Origin of the sequence: Aquimarina gracilis (assembly GCF_035285365.1) — a bacterium.
GTDB classification, from domain to species: Bacteria; Bacteroidota; Bacteroidia; order Flavobacteriales; family Flavobacteriaceae; genus Aquimarina; species Aquimarina gracilis.
In genome coordinates, this window is sequence record NZ_JAYKLX010000001.1 from 554,247 (window position 1) to 569,643 (window position 15,397).

Consider the following 15,397-nt stretch of genomic DNA (forward strand, 5'->3'; position numbering starts at 1 on the left):
AAGTAACTAAAGTTAATGCCCTAGTTGAGCTCAATAGTAGAAATCAAAAATCAGAATCACCCGAACAGGAGCCCGATGTCTTGTAGTAATAATCCCTATTCCATTCACCATTTAATCGACATAACGAATCTTCTTCTGGACAACAGGTCCCATCTGCAAAAGCAGAATTCTGTACTAAATCATTGTTTTGAAAATTAACACTAAATATAAGTGCCAAAGTAAAAACAGTAGAAACTGTTAAAAACACTTTTTTCATAATATATTTATGTTTTAAAGATTTATAATTATTTAGGTATTATAGCTAATGTCTAAATGAACCTCCATACTCCAAAAATCAAACATCAGTATCAAAAGAACCACAAGGAGAACCTGAGGACATGTAGATATAATCTGGTAAAGTTATACATATTGACCCTGATTCTGAACAACAGATCCCATCAGCAAAGGCAGAGTTCTGTACTAAATCATTGTTTCGAAAATTAACACTAAACATAAGTGTCAAAGTAAAAACAGTAGAAATTGTTAAAAATGCTTTTTTCATAACTTATTGATTTAATAATTAATTATTATTTGCTTTAATTCTTCTTCAAACAATTTATCCCTAATAGGTGAACCGAGATAAAGTATCTTCTCATTCTTGAGTAAAAATGTTTGGTAAGTTTTGATTGTTGAAATTTTATTCAATTCTACAAATTCATTTTTTTTATCAAAGAAAATGTTGTATTCAAATTTTGCTTTATCATAAACTTGGTATTTAAACAGCTCTATATTTGAACTTGATGCGATGAACACAATATCAGTCCTTTCAGATAATACAGGGTTGGAGTCTAAAAAAGATGTCCATTTATTTAATTCTGTCACACAATTGGAGCAATCTGCATTCAAGTAGGATATGATTGTAAACTCTTTTTTATTTTTACTTAAAAAGTCTTCAAGTTTTGCTTGGGTTCTTAAATTATATAATAGCTTAGGAAATTTCAACTCTCTGTTTTGCCATAGCTTTTGAACACTATAGTGCCTGGTCAATAAAACCTCATTTAATTGTTTGTTCTTTTGGACTGAATTAAATTTAGAGTAGACTATAAATATAGTTGCTGTAAGTAGTATTATAGTGAAAACAGTATATATCTTATTTTTCATTTAATATATATCTTTTTAGCATTCCCATTCCATCTTTATTATATTCAAGAGTCAAAAGAGTGTTGTTATTTTGGGCAAGAATACCAATAGCCAAATCGGGTATTCGATAGGAGCTTAAATAATTACCTTTCCAGTCGTATACATATATTTTATTGGCATAATTTGCAAAACCTTCACCCCTTTTTCTTCCAGAATACAGCGTAAATATTTTATCATTCGTTGCAGAAATATCAATACAACCAAATCTTGTAGTTTCATCCTGCCCCATTATTAAGTTACCGTCAGCTTTGATTACTTCGTAAATAGGTGTGAAATTTTGATGCGTCTTAATCAATTTTGATGTTTCGTTTTCTAAATCATAAATTTCTAATAGGTCAGAATATCTATTAACAACAGCGATTTTATTTTGACTTGGATGTTTTTGAATTTTCCCTTGGTAAGATTGGTTATGAATAGCTCTTGGGGTATCTTTTTTTTGAGGAGGAATCATTTCAAAGACTTCGTCTGACACTTTTCCTTGACTATTTGTCAAAATTAATCTGTTCATAGATTCGGAAAATGTAGTGCTTATAGTAGTGGAGTCATTCAACCAAGTAGGATTGTGATTTTGACGTGCTTTTTCTTTAAATTGAATTTCGTCAGTATATTTATATGAGCCGTCTAAATTATTTAAGATAGAATCTTTATCAAATGAAACAAACTTGCCTAGAGTTAAATCATGAACCCATAACCTGTTCCCATAAAAATCCATAGACGATGCACTTAGCAATTCTCCAGGTCCTTTACCTTTAATCCCAAAGGATGTTAATCTCATTTTATTTTTTAAATCCACCAGGTGAATGTATTTTTCTGCTCTAGAATCTTTGACAAATAAAATTGAATCTTGAAGATTCATTCTATTAGGAGACACAAAGCCTTCTATTGCAATCAATTCACCTTCTATTGATTTCGGTTCTTCTGTTATATTGAGCTTTACTATTTCTTTCTTGCCTATTTTATTATTTGCTTTATCCACATTACAAGAGAGAAATACAACAACAAATAATGTATAAAATTTTAAAATTTGTTTATTCATTTTTTTAAGTTAAACTATAGTAAGTAATATTTGATACTTTTAATTCATTTAGCATTTCATTTTACCGATACCGAATCTATTTTACCGCTTTGTAACGTATCATAAACAATCAACATACTATTAAAATTTGAATAGGATAGTATTTTCTGTTTTATGTATCCTAATGCTGTTTGATCAGCATAATCATGTTCTTTTAAAATTCCAAGTCAAACGCTTTTTGTATTAAAAACATCCAATCCTAAGTGTTGATTTTTTTTAGTGTTCTTTGAATAAAGCCTAAATCATTCTTTCCAAGCGATAGGAAATCTGCGATATTTTGTTCAGCACAATTGAGAACTGATAATTTTAAAAAACACTTTTCAGTATTTGTCAATTGAATTGTACAACGCTCCATAATTTATGTTTTTAGGCTTAGACTTACTTTTATTGGCACCACATAAAGGGTATAATAACGCTGAAGCTAACCTCGAAATTGAAAATTTGTTTCCAATGAACGCCTCGTAAGCTTCACTCCAGAGGTAGTTTATTTCAAATTTTATTCTTAATACATCATTTATTCTAAAAAAAGTGCTGAAACTGATTGAAAAAGGGACGAAGGGAAAGTTATATGTGATTTTGAAAGCTAGCGGAAACCTTAGAAAAATTACCTGATCACAATACCCAAAAACTGGAAGAACTACTACTTGGATATCAAGAAAAAATCATAACGTAGTTACTCAGATGGATACACAGGGATTACCGGATTATGAGCAAAAAAGGATTTTCGTTTTTCTTTTGTCGAATTTAGTTTTATATACTGAGCTCATCTTAAGTTTTATAAATTATTTAAATTTTAAATAATAATTTTCCCTGAATAAAATTTTCTGAAACAAAGCCAATCATTCTTGAATCTCTAGAAAAATGTCTATTATCACCTAACATGAAATAGTAATCATATTTAAAAGTATACTTTTCTATTTTTTTGTCATCAAACAAAAAAGAATTCGAGTTTTCAATGTATTTAATTTTTTTATTTGTTTCTTGCTCAATTATACTCCTATAAAATAAGAAGGAATCTTTATTCAATAGTACCGTTTTTCCTTTTTTTGGAATCCAAATACCACCATAATTATCTCTATTCCAGTCAAATATCTTTTCTTTTGGAAAAATGTGTTCTACTTCAGAAAAATGAGGGTAAATATTTCGTTTTATTTTATTTTTCAAGCCAAATTTTTGATACTCTTCATTAGAAAGCAAGAATAGCTGTTTCATGACATTATTATCTCTAAATTTATATTCAAAAGTGTAATTCTTATCTTCTGGCAGTAAACTACTATTTATGAAAACCTTACTGTCTTTTATTTGAAGTGTATCATTTGGCATGCCTATGACTCGTTTTATGTAAGTTCTGTTTCCCTTTTTTCTTTTAAAAACAACGATATCATTTCTTTTTATTTCACTGATGCCTCGAAGTCTCTGGTTAGGTTTATTTGTCATAATTTCAAGCTTGAACAAAAGTTTTGCAAATGGTATTTCACTTTTATTACTTGGTAGAATTGGTCCAAAACTCAATTTTTCAGTAATAACAATGTCTCCTTGAGATAATTCTTTTTCCATTGAACTGGAAGGAATAAAATACAGTTCAAAGAAAAATACTCGGCAAAATATAGCTACGAAAATGATTACAAATAGATACCAAAAGTATTTTAATACTTCATTTACTTTAACATTAAATTTTTTTATTAAAAATCTAGGTATGAATTTAGTTGTAAGTGAATCAAAAATTAATATAAGAATTGAAAAAATAATCCATTGTTTAGACCAAACTAAAAACACGATTGATAAACAACACAAAAGCAAAAAGGCCAGTTGTCTAAACTTGAGCTTCATTATTCAATAGAAGTTAGTTTATTAATATCTTTTTCTATTTGCTTGGAAAAACTAAAGTATTCTTTTTGAATGATTCCGCTGTTATCAATCAAAATATACCTTGGAAAACTGTTAATATTGTATTGTTTCAGAAGATTATTGTTCCCTAATACATTCAAAAAAGTTATATTTTTTTTCTTGATAAGTTTGCGTGCATTTTCCCTATCTTCACTCACGATCCCTATAATTTGTATGTCGTTTGAATATTTTATAGCCAGTTCTTCTATTTTAGGCAATGAAGCAATACACGGGCCACACCAAGTTTCCCAAAAATCTAATAAAATAGGTTTGTTTACTTCCAGGTGAACTAGAGTATCATTTTCTAGATTTGGAAGTGAAATAGTAGAGATTGGTTTCCCAATTATACGATTACGTTTTTTAGTTTTTTCATTTATCCTACTATAGGTAACTATTTTATTTTCAATTAAGCTGTCGATTTTGTGATTATTTCCTGTATTCACTTTGATGTTTGAAAAAGTCAAATATGATGCAGAACTATTATCCAACACTTTTGATCTTCGAATAATTTTTACTGGAAAAAAATCCTTTTTTCTTAAGTATAGTGTTTTTGTTACTTGAGTAACATTATAAATAGTATCGTCTTCAAACTCATATTTTAAAACATAGTAAGAAGGATTAGTTGATAACTCAATATTTGAATACATTGAATCTAATTTAAAAATATTCAGAGAAATCATTTGACCTCCAGGTTTTCCTAAAAATCCAATAGCTCCTTTTTCGTTTTTAAACTCTTTTTTTTCTTCATCAAATTCATAACCTATAGAGTTCTTATAAATGTATTCTTTATTAATATCAAATCGTTTGGCATAAAATGATATTCCAAAAATGGTGTCTTCAACTTGCTTTTCCGCATACGCATATCCACTATTATCCCAAACCAATCCTGCTCTAGGGAAAGTATCAATTCTGTGTATTTTGTATTCAACATTCCTAATTTGATTAGCGTTCTCATTGAATTTGTTGATTACATAATCCAGGTCTTTAGTATTTTTTTGGGTACAGCTAATTGTACCGAACAATAATAGTAGTCCAACGAATATTTTCATCAAGATTTCTTTTTGATAAATGTAAAACTTTTAAAATAAGTTTTATTAAAATTACTCATAGAGTTCTTAATCTTTTGTAATTCTCGAATGAATAATGATATTGTATCCGTATGTCTAATTACACAGAAATAGTAGAAAAACGAACAGCGCCACCAGGAGAAACGTAAATTCCATTCTATAGCTTCAAAAAATTGAGACATATACTTTTTGAAGTACGATCATTCTTTAACCAAACAAAGGTCGACCCCCTCCTCAATATGGGGTCGAGGCCGTGCCAAGGTGGTTCGAGTTGATAATTTGGTACTTGCACGCGATACTTTACCGCTTCGTTTTGATCTTTTGATCCTTGTTTTTGATAAATTGCGGCTTCGAGGCGATGTTTTATCGATTATTTTTGATAGACAGATGAGTGCCGATCCAAAAAAAGGTGGTTCGAAGTACCTCAGTATCGCTTCGCACTACCTTTTTGATGATTCGAACCACCTGCATAGGTGCTTCGAGCTGTGATTTTAACGCTTCGAGTTACCTTGTTACCGTCTCGAAGTACCTCTAGGACTCTTGGACCTACCTTTTTGACAACCCAACTTACCTTGGTTAGTACATCAAAGGATCAAAATGATCCTTTGCATTATTATGTTGACGCATTGGTAGTACCATTATTCCTATTGGACCTACCTTTTTGACCCTTACTTTCTTTTTTCTATCACCGAATCCTTCGACTTGGCTCGGGGCACAAATCAAAAAAGCTGGTCTTAAGAAAGTACCGCTAAAATATTTTGCTCATATCATTAAATTAAATGAAGCCTTATACTTTCATATCCTGGTTTCATTTTCTGAAACTGAGATATTTTTTAATTTTTGAGGGTATACTTTTCAATAAAAACATCGCGTTGGTGCATCAAATATTCGAGAATTTTTAATTGGTCGTCCATCTTTAACACAAAAGCTGTTCGGGCATCCTCATTTACAAAATCAATAAAATTATAATATTCGGTTTCAGGAACTTCAAGTATTTCAACAATGAACTTTTCATCATAAAAATCAACAATCTCAAAATTCGGAGTTGTCAATTTCCCTTTTCCTTTCAGGGATTTTGCAACCAAATTTACCAGGCTCATTAAGTTTATTGGGGTTGCCTCCATCTCGTCCTGTAGAACTAAGTTTTTTACAGGAGATTGTGCATCGTTGAAACCCGACACACCCATTTGTTCCAGTTCTCCTGCATTCCAAAAAGGTAAATTCTCGGTATACGTTGGTATTTCCTGAAGATCGTCTTCTAACTTTCCCGTTAAACTATACTGTCGAACCAAAACTTCGTCCAATTGATTGACCGAGGGCTCTAATTTAATTTTTAGCGTATTCGATATAAAATCGTCATCCCCAACGATATGCTGTTTTAAAGCATACTGAATAGAAGAAAACACCAATGTATCTCCTTTTGTAGCTTTTATTTCAAAATACCCAGATGCATCACTTATGGTTCCTATCTCTTTTGTCTTATTTATTACATGTATAGCATCCGATTGTAGCGAATCAGCCATTATCCTACCCCCAAGCATTGAAGCCTCTTGTGCATGTGCCAAGGCTACAACAAATAGAAAAAGAAATAGCGTAATTTTTTGCATTTAGAAATAATAGGAATCCTACCAATAAAGGACGCATCCTGCTTATAAGCGTTGCAAAGTGTTAAGGTTTTAGGTATCGGGTATCGGGTTTCGGGTCTCGGATTTTGGGTGTTACTCAACCCCTGACTGCTGACTGCCGACTCCTGACTACTCATTTTGGGTATCGGGTTTTGGGTTTCGGGTGCCACACAACTACTAACTACTAACAACCACTAACTACTCAAGGCAAAAAGGTCTTTTAGCTTTTGTATTTTTTTATCTCTTCTGAGTTTTGAGATAATTTTCAAGAAAGCCAAGGCTGTAATAAATGCATCCCCGGATGCGGTATGCCGATCACTTTCAGAAATTTTAAGATCTTTACATAACTCTTCAAGACTGTAAGGTCTATTGAAATCATTACGATAGACTTGGTGTTTTGTATGTTTAAAAAGCGTACTTGTATCTAAAACTTTATTTTTCAAGGCACCTAAACCATTTCGTTTTAAGGCTTTATCAATCATTTGTGTATCAAACCTTGCATGATGCGCAACCAAAATTGAATCTCCTATAAATTCTATGAACCATTGCAATGCTTTTTCTTCTGAAATCTGATCTAAATCTGCATTTTTACGAATTCCATGAATCTCTACAGTATCCTGGTTAAAGATTTCCTGTTTAAGATACAGTTCGAGCTGATCTGCTACATTGATGCTATTGTCTTTAATTCCAACGGCTCCTATTGACAGCACACGATCCTTTTCAAAATCAAAACCTGTTGTTTCTGTATCAAAAGCCACAAAACGCGTTTCTTCCCAAGATTTTTGTTTTGTTTTCCCATCAAAAAGAGCACTATATTTTTTCCAAAAATCGGGAGAATTCTTATTATTTTTTTTTGACCAAAGTTGCATTTACATTAATGACTTAAGTTGAAAACGAACCCGTAACAATTCCTGTATATCACGAATAGGCCTAAAACATCTTTTAAGCCTTAACTTATCCTTTTTACTGAGCGTATTGAGTTTTATAAACCTCCCAGAATCTTTTTGAAGCAATCCTTGTCTTGTTCTAAATTTTATAAGCACCCTAAACGCTTTGGCGCAACTATCGAACACCGCTGCATTTTTTGGTTCCAGTTCAGCAAGCTTTTGATAACGCTGTAATGTATTGTTTACTCCTTTCAGATTATGGTAAAGTGTCAAAATCCTGGCGGCATCTATCAAAACCATCATGGCTCTGGTTTTGATATCAAAAGTATCTTTATGGTCGCCATTTTGTTCTACCAAAAATTGTTTAAAAAACCCCAAAGGCGAAGGTTTCTGCAAAGCACTAACTCCCAAAAGTCCTAAAAATCGATTACTTTTATTAACGCCTTCAAAGACTACCTCGGCCAATCTATCAACCAAATTAGAATCTCCATACACATACTGAAAGTCAAAAAATATCGATGACAATAACGTACCTTCTTCAGTAGGAGTAGTCATCCAGCTTTTAAATTGGTCCTCCCATTTGGCCTGCGACATGCACCATCTTGAATTACTCGCCATCATTTCGGCCGGACAATATTCATATCCTATCGTGTGCAATCCTTTTGTAATCCTGTTGGTCAGCTCCAGAAAATAACGTTGTGTGGTCTCATAATCTTTTTCAGCTACATTTTCAAAAACCAACGCATTATCCTGATCGGTAAGCAATAGTTGTTCTCTTCTTCCCTGGCTCCCTAATACCATAAAACTAAACTTAACCGGGGGTTTAGCATTCATTTCTTTTAAAGATAGTTTGACAATACGCACTACCAAAGCTTCATTGATTTCTGATATGATATTAAGAAGATGAGGTGTGGGTATATCTTGTTCTAAATAGGATTTAAGCAATTTTTCTACTTGTTTCCGTATATATCGAAGTCTTTGGATCTTCTTTGCTCTTTTAATTTCCTTGATCAAAACCGAAGGATTTTTTCCAAAGGAAACAAGAAGGTCATGTTCTGAAAGAATACCAATTAATTTAGAATTACGAGTGCCATCCTTGGTAATACATAAATGATTTATCCCATGCTTAATCAAAGCAACCTGTGCTTCAACAGTAGTAAGTTTTTTGGAATATGTAAATACCGGGGCAACCATAATTTCAGAAACTCTAGATTCTAAAGAAAATAAACCTGTAGCTACTTTGGCTCTTATATCCTCATCGGTAATAATTCCTATTGGATACTTGTTTTGATCAACCACGATGACATAACCAGCTTTTTTTTTGGTCATGTTTTTGGCAACATCAACCACGGCATCTTCTTGTAAACAGGTCACGGGTTTTTTGTGATATGAAATGCTTCTAAGTTCAGAAATATCATTTTTTACTTCAAGAGAAATGGTATTATCTATTCTTTTTCCCTTTTCGGTTTCTGTATAATAATTGCGTGCATGCGCAGCAAAAGTACCTAAGACAAATCTATTTACTTCTTTATTTTCTTCGATAAACGGTTCAAAAGCCTTTGCCGGAATCGCATATACTATAGCCTCTTCATCGGCCTTTGCAGACATGCGATAATTCTTTTTTACAATAACTATTCGAAGTCCAAACAAATCTCCAGTATCGCAAACATCAACAAGATTCTCTTCGGTATTCACTTCTCGATAAAGCCCAACAGCTCCTTCTCTTACAATATAAAACTCATCGTGACATGAGGTATCTTGCTTAAAAATATAATCTCCTTTTTCGACATACAGGACTCGAATCTGAGCAGAAACAGACAATAACTCCTTTTTTGTAAGCATATCAAAAGGTGGAAATTGCTTAAGAAAATCTTGTATTCGTTCTGCAATAGTATTCCTCATACTTCTAGAAAAGACTTTTAATTAAGGTTCCGTTTTTCAATAAAAAAACGCTTTATAATCTCACTACATTCCTTTTCTAATACTCCTCCGATCATTTCGGTCTTGGGGTGAAGTTTTGTTCCCATCGCAGTGCACCCCCTTTTTTCATCAACTGCTCCATATACAATCTTCTTTATTTGACTCCAATACAGTGCACCTGCACACATTTGGCAGGGTTCTAGCGTAACATAAAGTGTACACTCGTTAAGATATTTGCCGCCCAAAAAATTTGAAGCTGCCGTAATTGCCTGCATTTCGGCATGAGCAGTAACGTCATTTAACAGTTCTGTTAAATTATGTGCTCTGGCAATGATCCTATCGGCAACTACAATTACAGCACCGACAGGCACCTCATCCTTTTCATACGCCAACTCTGCTTCTTGCAAGGCTTTTCTCATGTAATAGGTGTCATCTAGAGGGTTCAGCATAAAAGTGATTTTAAGGTAAATTATACTCAGGGCTTGCCCTATGTATTTAAATCTCGATTATCCAGTAAAGCTAGTAAATAAAAGTTTACTAAGAACCCAACCAAAATAGTATTTTTGTGGTATGGCGCAATCCTTACTTTCAAATATTCAATATCCATCAGATCTTAAAAAACTATCTCGAGACCAGTTACCCCAACTGGCCAAAGAATTGCGAGATTTTGTGATCAACATCGTTGCCACCAAAGAAGGACACCTGGGAGCAAGTCTGGGCGTAATAGAACTGACCATAGCATTACATTATATTTTTGACACGCCTAGTGATCTTTTGGTTTGGGACGTTGGACACCAGGCATACCCGCACAAAATACTTACAGGCCGAAAAGATGTTTTTCACACCAACAGACAATTGAATGGCATTAGTGGTTTCCCAAAGCGAAATGAAAGCGAGTACGATACTTTTGGTGTGGGGCACTCTTCCACCTCTATCTCGGCAATATTGGGTATGGCCATTGCCTCAAAACTTAAAGGAAATAGCAAAAAACAACATATCGCCGTAATCGGAGACGCCTCTATCGCCAGCGGAATGGCTTTTGAAGGGCTTAATCATGCCGGAGTCACTGACACCAACATCCTTGTTATTCTTAATGACAATGCTATAGGGATCGACCCTAGCGTTGGAGCTCTTAAAGAATACCTCACCAAAGCTCAAGTGGGAGTCAAACCCAGAACAAATAACATCATTGAATCCTTAAATTTTAATTATTTCGGTCCCATTGATGGACATGACTTACCATCCTTATTAGACACCTTAGAAAAATTAAAAAACACCTCGGGCCCAAAACTTTTACACATAATCACAACCAAAGGAAAAGGACTAAAACAGGCCGAGGAAAACCAGATAAAATATCATGCTCCCGGCAAATTTGACGCCTCAACAGGAGATTTAATCCCTAAAAACAATAATGGACTGCCTCCTAAATTTCAGGATGTATTTGGACATACCATTTTAGAACTTGCACGATCCAATGAAAACATTGTTGGTATTACTCCTGCCATGCCCACGGGTAGTTCATTAAAGTATATGATGGAGGAAATGCCTGACCGGGCATTTGATGTTGGTATTGCAGAACAACATGCCGTAACCCTTGCCGCAGGCATGGCGACACAAGGTTTGGTGCCTTTTTGCACCATTTATTCAACCTTTTTGCAAAGAGCTTATGACCAGGTGATTCATGATGTAGCCCTACAAAACCTACCGGTGATATTTTGTATTGATCGAGCAGGAATTGTAGGTGCCGATGGGGCAACCCATCATGGTGTTTTCGACATTGCATATCTTAACTGCATACCCAATATGATTGTAGCCGCTCCATCTGATGAAATTGAGTTGCGTAATCTTTTGTATACCGCTTCTTTGAAGCTAGAACATCCAATAGCAATTAGATACCCCAGGGGACGAGGCCATATCCCAAACTGGAAAACTCCTTTTAAATCTATTGAAATTGGAAAAGCAAAACAATTTAAAAAAGGAGACGAAATTGCCATTATGTCTACCGGAACCGTAGCTCATAATGTTGTTGTAGCCTTGGCATCTATAGCCTCAGAAAAAAGAATAGGACACTATCATTTTTGTTTTATTAAACCTCTGGACACACAAATGCTAACAGAAATTCTTAAAACATATTCAACCATTATCACAATCGAAGACGGAGTTATAAATGGAGGATTTGGCAGCTCCATAATAGACTTTGCAAACCAAAATGATTTCAAAAATAAAATCGTTACCCTTGGGGTGCCAGATTATTTTATTCAACATGGAACCGTAGAAGAATTACAGGATATTTGCGGTATTTCTTCAGAGAAAATTGCAAAGACCGTTAAAAAACTGTTGTGAGTTGCATTTAAATACCTATTTCATAAGCTTATATCAGGGTTAAAAAGGCCGATATTCCGGAAAGTCAGGACAAAGCGCTGTAATTTTTTGGCATTCAAATTTAAAAATTGTTATTTCGCAGTCGTTTTAACCCTTATAATCTATTTATTATGAAAAAATTAAGTGTATTTATTTTACTTATTGCGGCGACTTTTACTTCTTGTAGCAGCGATGATGATGCCCCAGGGATCTCTGAAGCCAATCTTATCGGAACATGGCAATGGACTGCCGCTGCAGAAAATGGAACCCCAGAAACGCTTGATGAGTGTGACTTACAAGACACTTATGAATTTAGAACAGACGGTACATTAGTAAGCATATTTTACAATTCTACAGTAACAAATGGTCAAACAATTTGTAACGGTCCTAATACAGATGAATTTAAGTGGTCTTTATCTGGAGAAACACTTACTTTTACTTTTGACGGAGGAACTGTTACAGAAACAGAAACTGCTACAATCACTACTTTAAATGGAGATACATTAATGATCGAATATAGAGATGAAGAAACTCCTGGTGAAATAACCGTATATACAGAAACATATAGAAAGTTATAATTAAATAGCTTTTAAGAAAATTAAAAAACTACCTAAGAAAGCTCTTAGGTAGTTTTTTTATACCTGTAATCCACGTATTTTTTGAAACTTCAAAAGGGCATTGCCATCGGTTAAACTGGCCACATATTTACACACACCAATCAATCTTGTATACAAATCTTCATTGGTATAATCAAAATTATCGCCTTCGGCTTTTAAAATAAGTTTATCATAATTTGAAGCCTTATCAAGACTATAATTATCTGTTGCTATACAGTATCGATCCAATAAAGTAGCCAAAATCTCATATCCTGCAATTTCTTTTTCAATCACCTCTTGGCTTTGATAGATCTTATCGATACTAATCTTGATAATATCATTAATCTGAGCATCATATTTACTTTTATCAATCAAAGCTGTATCAAACTGGCCAGACAGTATTTTTTCTTCGTTTTCGATAAAAATCCCCGCCGCTTCTTGTATCAACGTATTAATGGCCAATGATCGTAAGTAACTTAAACGATCTGCAGTAGTAACCAGATTGTTGTATTTTGATGTGTTAATAGTGTCCTTTACCAGCTTGATTAGGTATTCCAAAGCATATTCTTCTTCTATCAATCCCAGGTTGATACCGTCCTCAAAATCTATGATTGTATAACAAATATCATCTGCTGCTTCGACCAGAAAAGTTAAAGGGTGCCTGCTGTAGGTAACTTCGTTACCTACTTTATGAGTTAATAATCCTACCTCTTTGGCTACTTGTTCAAAAAAATCTTTTTCGTTCTGAAAATATCCAAATTTCTTGTGAGCAATATGTTTTGTTGGTTTTTTAGGCAGGGATTCTTTCGGATACTTCATAAAAGCTCCCAGAGTAGCATATGATAGCCTTAGACCTCCTTCGATCCCTTCTCTGGATTCGGTAAGAATTTTAAAACCATTGGCATTCCCTTCAAAATCGACTAGATCTCGATATTGCTTTGGGGTTAGTTGGTCTTTATATCGAATTCCGCTTCCGGTTTTAAAGTACTCTCCTATCGCTTTTTCTCCAGAATGCCCAAAAGGAGGATTACCAATATCATGTGCCAATGCCGCGGCCGCAACGATGGCTCCAAAGTCATTAAAACGATATCCATGTATGGTAGAAAGATGTGGGTGTTTTTCTAGAATTTGTTTCCCTACTGCTCTACCCAAAGAACGCCCCACAACCGATACTTCTAAACTATGGGTCAATCTTGTGTGTACAAAACTGGTTTTGGACAGTGGGATCACCTGGGTTTTATCTTGCAGGCTTCTAAATGCCGACGAGAAGATAATTCGGTCATAATCTACTTCAAAACCAAGCCGTGTTTCATCTTGCTCTATACGTAATCTTTTATTCTTATCTCCATATCTTTTTAGCGATAGGAGTTGTTCCCAGTTCATCATATTATATTATAAAATAAGCACTTATTTACTCATTAAGAGGAATATAGCCTTCATTCCCAAGTGCATTTATCATTCCTCTTATCAGAAAATTATTAACAAAGTTCAAATGATACTTATTTCCATTTTTAGACTCTGCTTCAAGCATTTTTTTGTCTCGCAAACTTCTTATTTTTCTGGAAATCGTTGTCTGATGTATTCCTTTTAGTATTGATTTCAAATCTCCTGCCTGAATTACTTTCTTTTGTGCTGTTGTTTTTAATATTGAAAATTCTTCTTCATCTATATATTTCATTTTCAATGAATAACTTAATGATGGTAATAACAGGTTATTTAAAACAAACTGTTCATCAGTTAGTTTTTCTATTTTTTCTATTTCGTTTTTCAAACCACTCAAAACATAAATCGACCAATTCTCAATATCAGAATCATTTCCCGTATCAGCTTTTGATAATAGTTCATAATACTTGTCTCTATCGATACAAAATACTGCCGTAGGGTTTAATATTTGTCCAATATTTACTTGAAATCCGGTTTTAACAAGCATAGCATATGTAAACAAACGACCAGTTCTTCCGTTACCATTTCCAAAAGGGTGAATCCACATAAATCTATGATGAGCGGTTGCTATTTTCAATAAATCATATTGTGCAGGTACATCTTTATTAATAAACTCAAGAAGTTCATCCATCAATTCTTCAACTAGATAACCCGGTGGAGGTATGTGATCGGTTCCATTAATCTCTACTTGGTGTTTTCTATAATTTCCTGGATTGTAGTCTCCCTCTCCATCAGGAGGTGGGGTCAAATTGCTAACAATTATTTTATGCAATTCACTTATAAAACCTCTATTTATTTCTTGTTCATTAACTATTTCATCAACCCAACGCATCGCTCTTTCGATATTCCTTATTTCTTCAACCTTTTCATTAACAAATGGTCTATCTTCCAATTGAGTTTCAATAAATTGAGATATCGTAGTATTATTACCTTCAATACGAGCAGAACCAATACTTTCTAAGGTGTGAAAAAGTTTTTTTAGTTGAAAAAAAATGTAAGGATTAGTAGTTCCCTCTAATTGTAACCGTCTTAAGTGTTCAAGTTCTAGCACTAACGAAGTCAATTCACCACCAAATTTTGGCTGAGGTAATTTTAAATCAAATCGTTTAAATTTTTTAGTTTCCAAATTTCACAATACTTAGCAAAAACAAATATAGTTATTTAGCATAGTTCTTAACAAACATGTTGATAAATATAATATTATGCAACATTGAACATCACAAATCATTTACTTTCATCCAAATTCAACTTTTAGCATTTTAGTTTTTATATTCTTAGCATTTTTTGTCAAAATTCGAATATACAAAAAGGGAAGCTCTTAACGATGCTTCCCTTTTACCCTATATAAATCTAGGTC

At 33.5% G+C, this 15,397-nt stretch carries 13 protein-coding genes; 2 read left to right on the forward strand and 11 right to left on the reverse strand.

The genetic code is table 11. The features are described 5' to 3' along the window. Nucleotides 1–43: 43 nt before the first annotated feature. The 9 genes from U6A24_RS02285 to U6A24_RS02325 form a co-directional block, all read right to left on the reverse strand. The gene (locus U6A24_RS02285) at nucleotides 44–256 is read right to left on the reverse strand and encodes a hypothetical protein (protein ID WP_324178316.1); all 213 of its coding nucleotides are present in this window, start codon (nucleotides 254–256) and stop codon (nucleotides 44–46) included. Nucleotides 257–552: 296 nt separating this feature from the next. Further along, nucleotides 553–1,140 (reverse strand): hypothetical protein, encoded by a 588-nt coding sequence (locus tag U6A24_RS02290; protein WP_324178317.1) that lies wholly within the window; start codon nucleotides 1,138–1,140, stop codon nucleotides 553–555. After that, nucleotides 1,130–2,215 (reverse strand): BF3164 family lipoprotein, encoded by a 1,086-nt coding sequence (locus tag U6A24_RS02295; protein ID WP_324178318.1) that lies wholly within the window; start codon nucleotides 2,213–2,215, stop codon nucleotides 1,130–1,132. The genes U6A24_RS02290 and U6A24_RS02295 overlap by 11 nt, the downstream gene beginning before the upstream one ends. 825 nt (nucleotides 2,216–3,040) lie before the next feature. Then, nucleotides 3,041–4,084, reverse strand: coding sequence for a signal peptidase I (gene lepB, locus U6A24_RS02300; RefSeq protein ID WP_324178319.1), 1,044 nt, complete (start codon nucleotides 4,082–4,084; stop codon nucleotides 3,041–3,043). Next, nucleotides 4,084–5,190, reverse strand: coding sequence for a TlpA family protein disulfide reductase (locus tag U6A24_RS02305; RefSeq protein WP_324178320.1), 1,107 nt, complete (start codon nucleotides 5,188–5,190; stop codon nucleotides 4,084–4,086). Before U6A24_RS02305 ends, lepB begins: the two co-directional genes overlap by 1 nt. 851 nt (nucleotides 5,191–6,041) lie before the next feature. Then, complete coding sequence (locus U6A24_RS02310; protein ID WP_324178321.1) at nucleotides 6,042–6,815, reverse strand: carboxypeptidase-like regulatory domain-containing protein; 774 nt, start codon at nucleotides 6,813–6,815, stop codon at nucleotides 6,042–6,044. A 212-nt stretch (nucleotides 6,816–7,027) separates the two neighbouring features. Continuing rightward, nucleotides 7,028–7,702, reverse strand: coding sequence for a 3'-5' exonuclease (locus U6A24_RS02315; protein WP_324178322.1), 675 nt, complete (start codon nucleotides 7,700–7,702; stop codon nucleotides 7,028–7,030). After that, nucleotides 7,703–9,622 (reverse strand): DUF294 nucleotidyltransferase-like domain-containing protein, encoded by a 1,920-nt coding sequence (locus U6A24_RS02320; RefSeq protein ID WP_324178323.1) that lies wholly within the window; start codon nucleotides 9,620–9,622, stop codon nucleotides 7,703–7,705. It lies immediately after the preceding gene. A 17-nt stretch (nucleotides 9,623–9,639) separates the two neighbouring features. After that, complete coding sequence (locus U6A24_RS02325) at nucleotides 9,640–10,089, reverse strand: nucleoside deaminase (protein WP_324178324.1); 450 nt, start codon at nucleotides 10,087–10,089, stop codon at nucleotides 9,640–9,642. Between the two features lie 121 nt (nucleotides 10,090–10,210). On the opposite strand from U6A24_RS02325, the gene dxs reads away from it, so the two are divergent. Beyond that, a complete protein-coding gene (gene dxs, locus U6A24_RS02330) occupies nucleotides 10,211–11,983 on the forward strand; it encodes a 1-deoxy-D-xylulose-5-phosphate synthase (RefSeq protein ID WP_324178325.1) in 1,773 nt (590 codons plus the stop codon). Nucleotides 11,984–12,132: 149 nt separating this feature from the next. Beyond that, complete coding sequence (locus tag U6A24_RS02335; RefSeq protein WP_324178326.1) at nucleotides 12,133–12,579, forward strand: lipocalin-like domain-containing protein; 447 nt, start codon at nucleotides 12,133–12,135, stop codon at nucleotides 12,577–12,579. A 57-nt stretch (nucleotides 12,580–12,636) separates the two neighbouring features. Here U6A24_RS02335 and U6A24_RS02340 read toward each other — a convergent pair whose 3' ends face one another. Together U6A24_RS02340 and U6A24_RS02345 are read right to left on the reverse strand one after the other, a co-directional pair. Continuing rightward, nucleotides 12,637–13,980: a deoxyguanosinetriphosphate triphosphohydrolase gene (locus U6A24_RS02340; RefSeq protein WP_324178444.1), complete on the reverse strand. Its 1,344-nt coding sequence runs from the start codon at nucleotides 13,978–13,980 to the stop codon at nucleotides 12,637–12,639. A gap of 28 nt (nucleotides 13,981–14,008) precedes the next feature. Continuing rightward, the gene (locus U6A24_RS02345; protein ID WP_324178327.1) at nucleotides 14,009–15,166 is read right to left on the reverse strand and encodes a Fic family protein; all 1,158 of its coding nucleotides are present in this window, start codon (nucleotides 15,164–15,166) and stop codon (nucleotides 14,009–14,011) included. Between the last annotated feature and the right edge of the window lie 231 nt (nucleotides 15,167–15,397).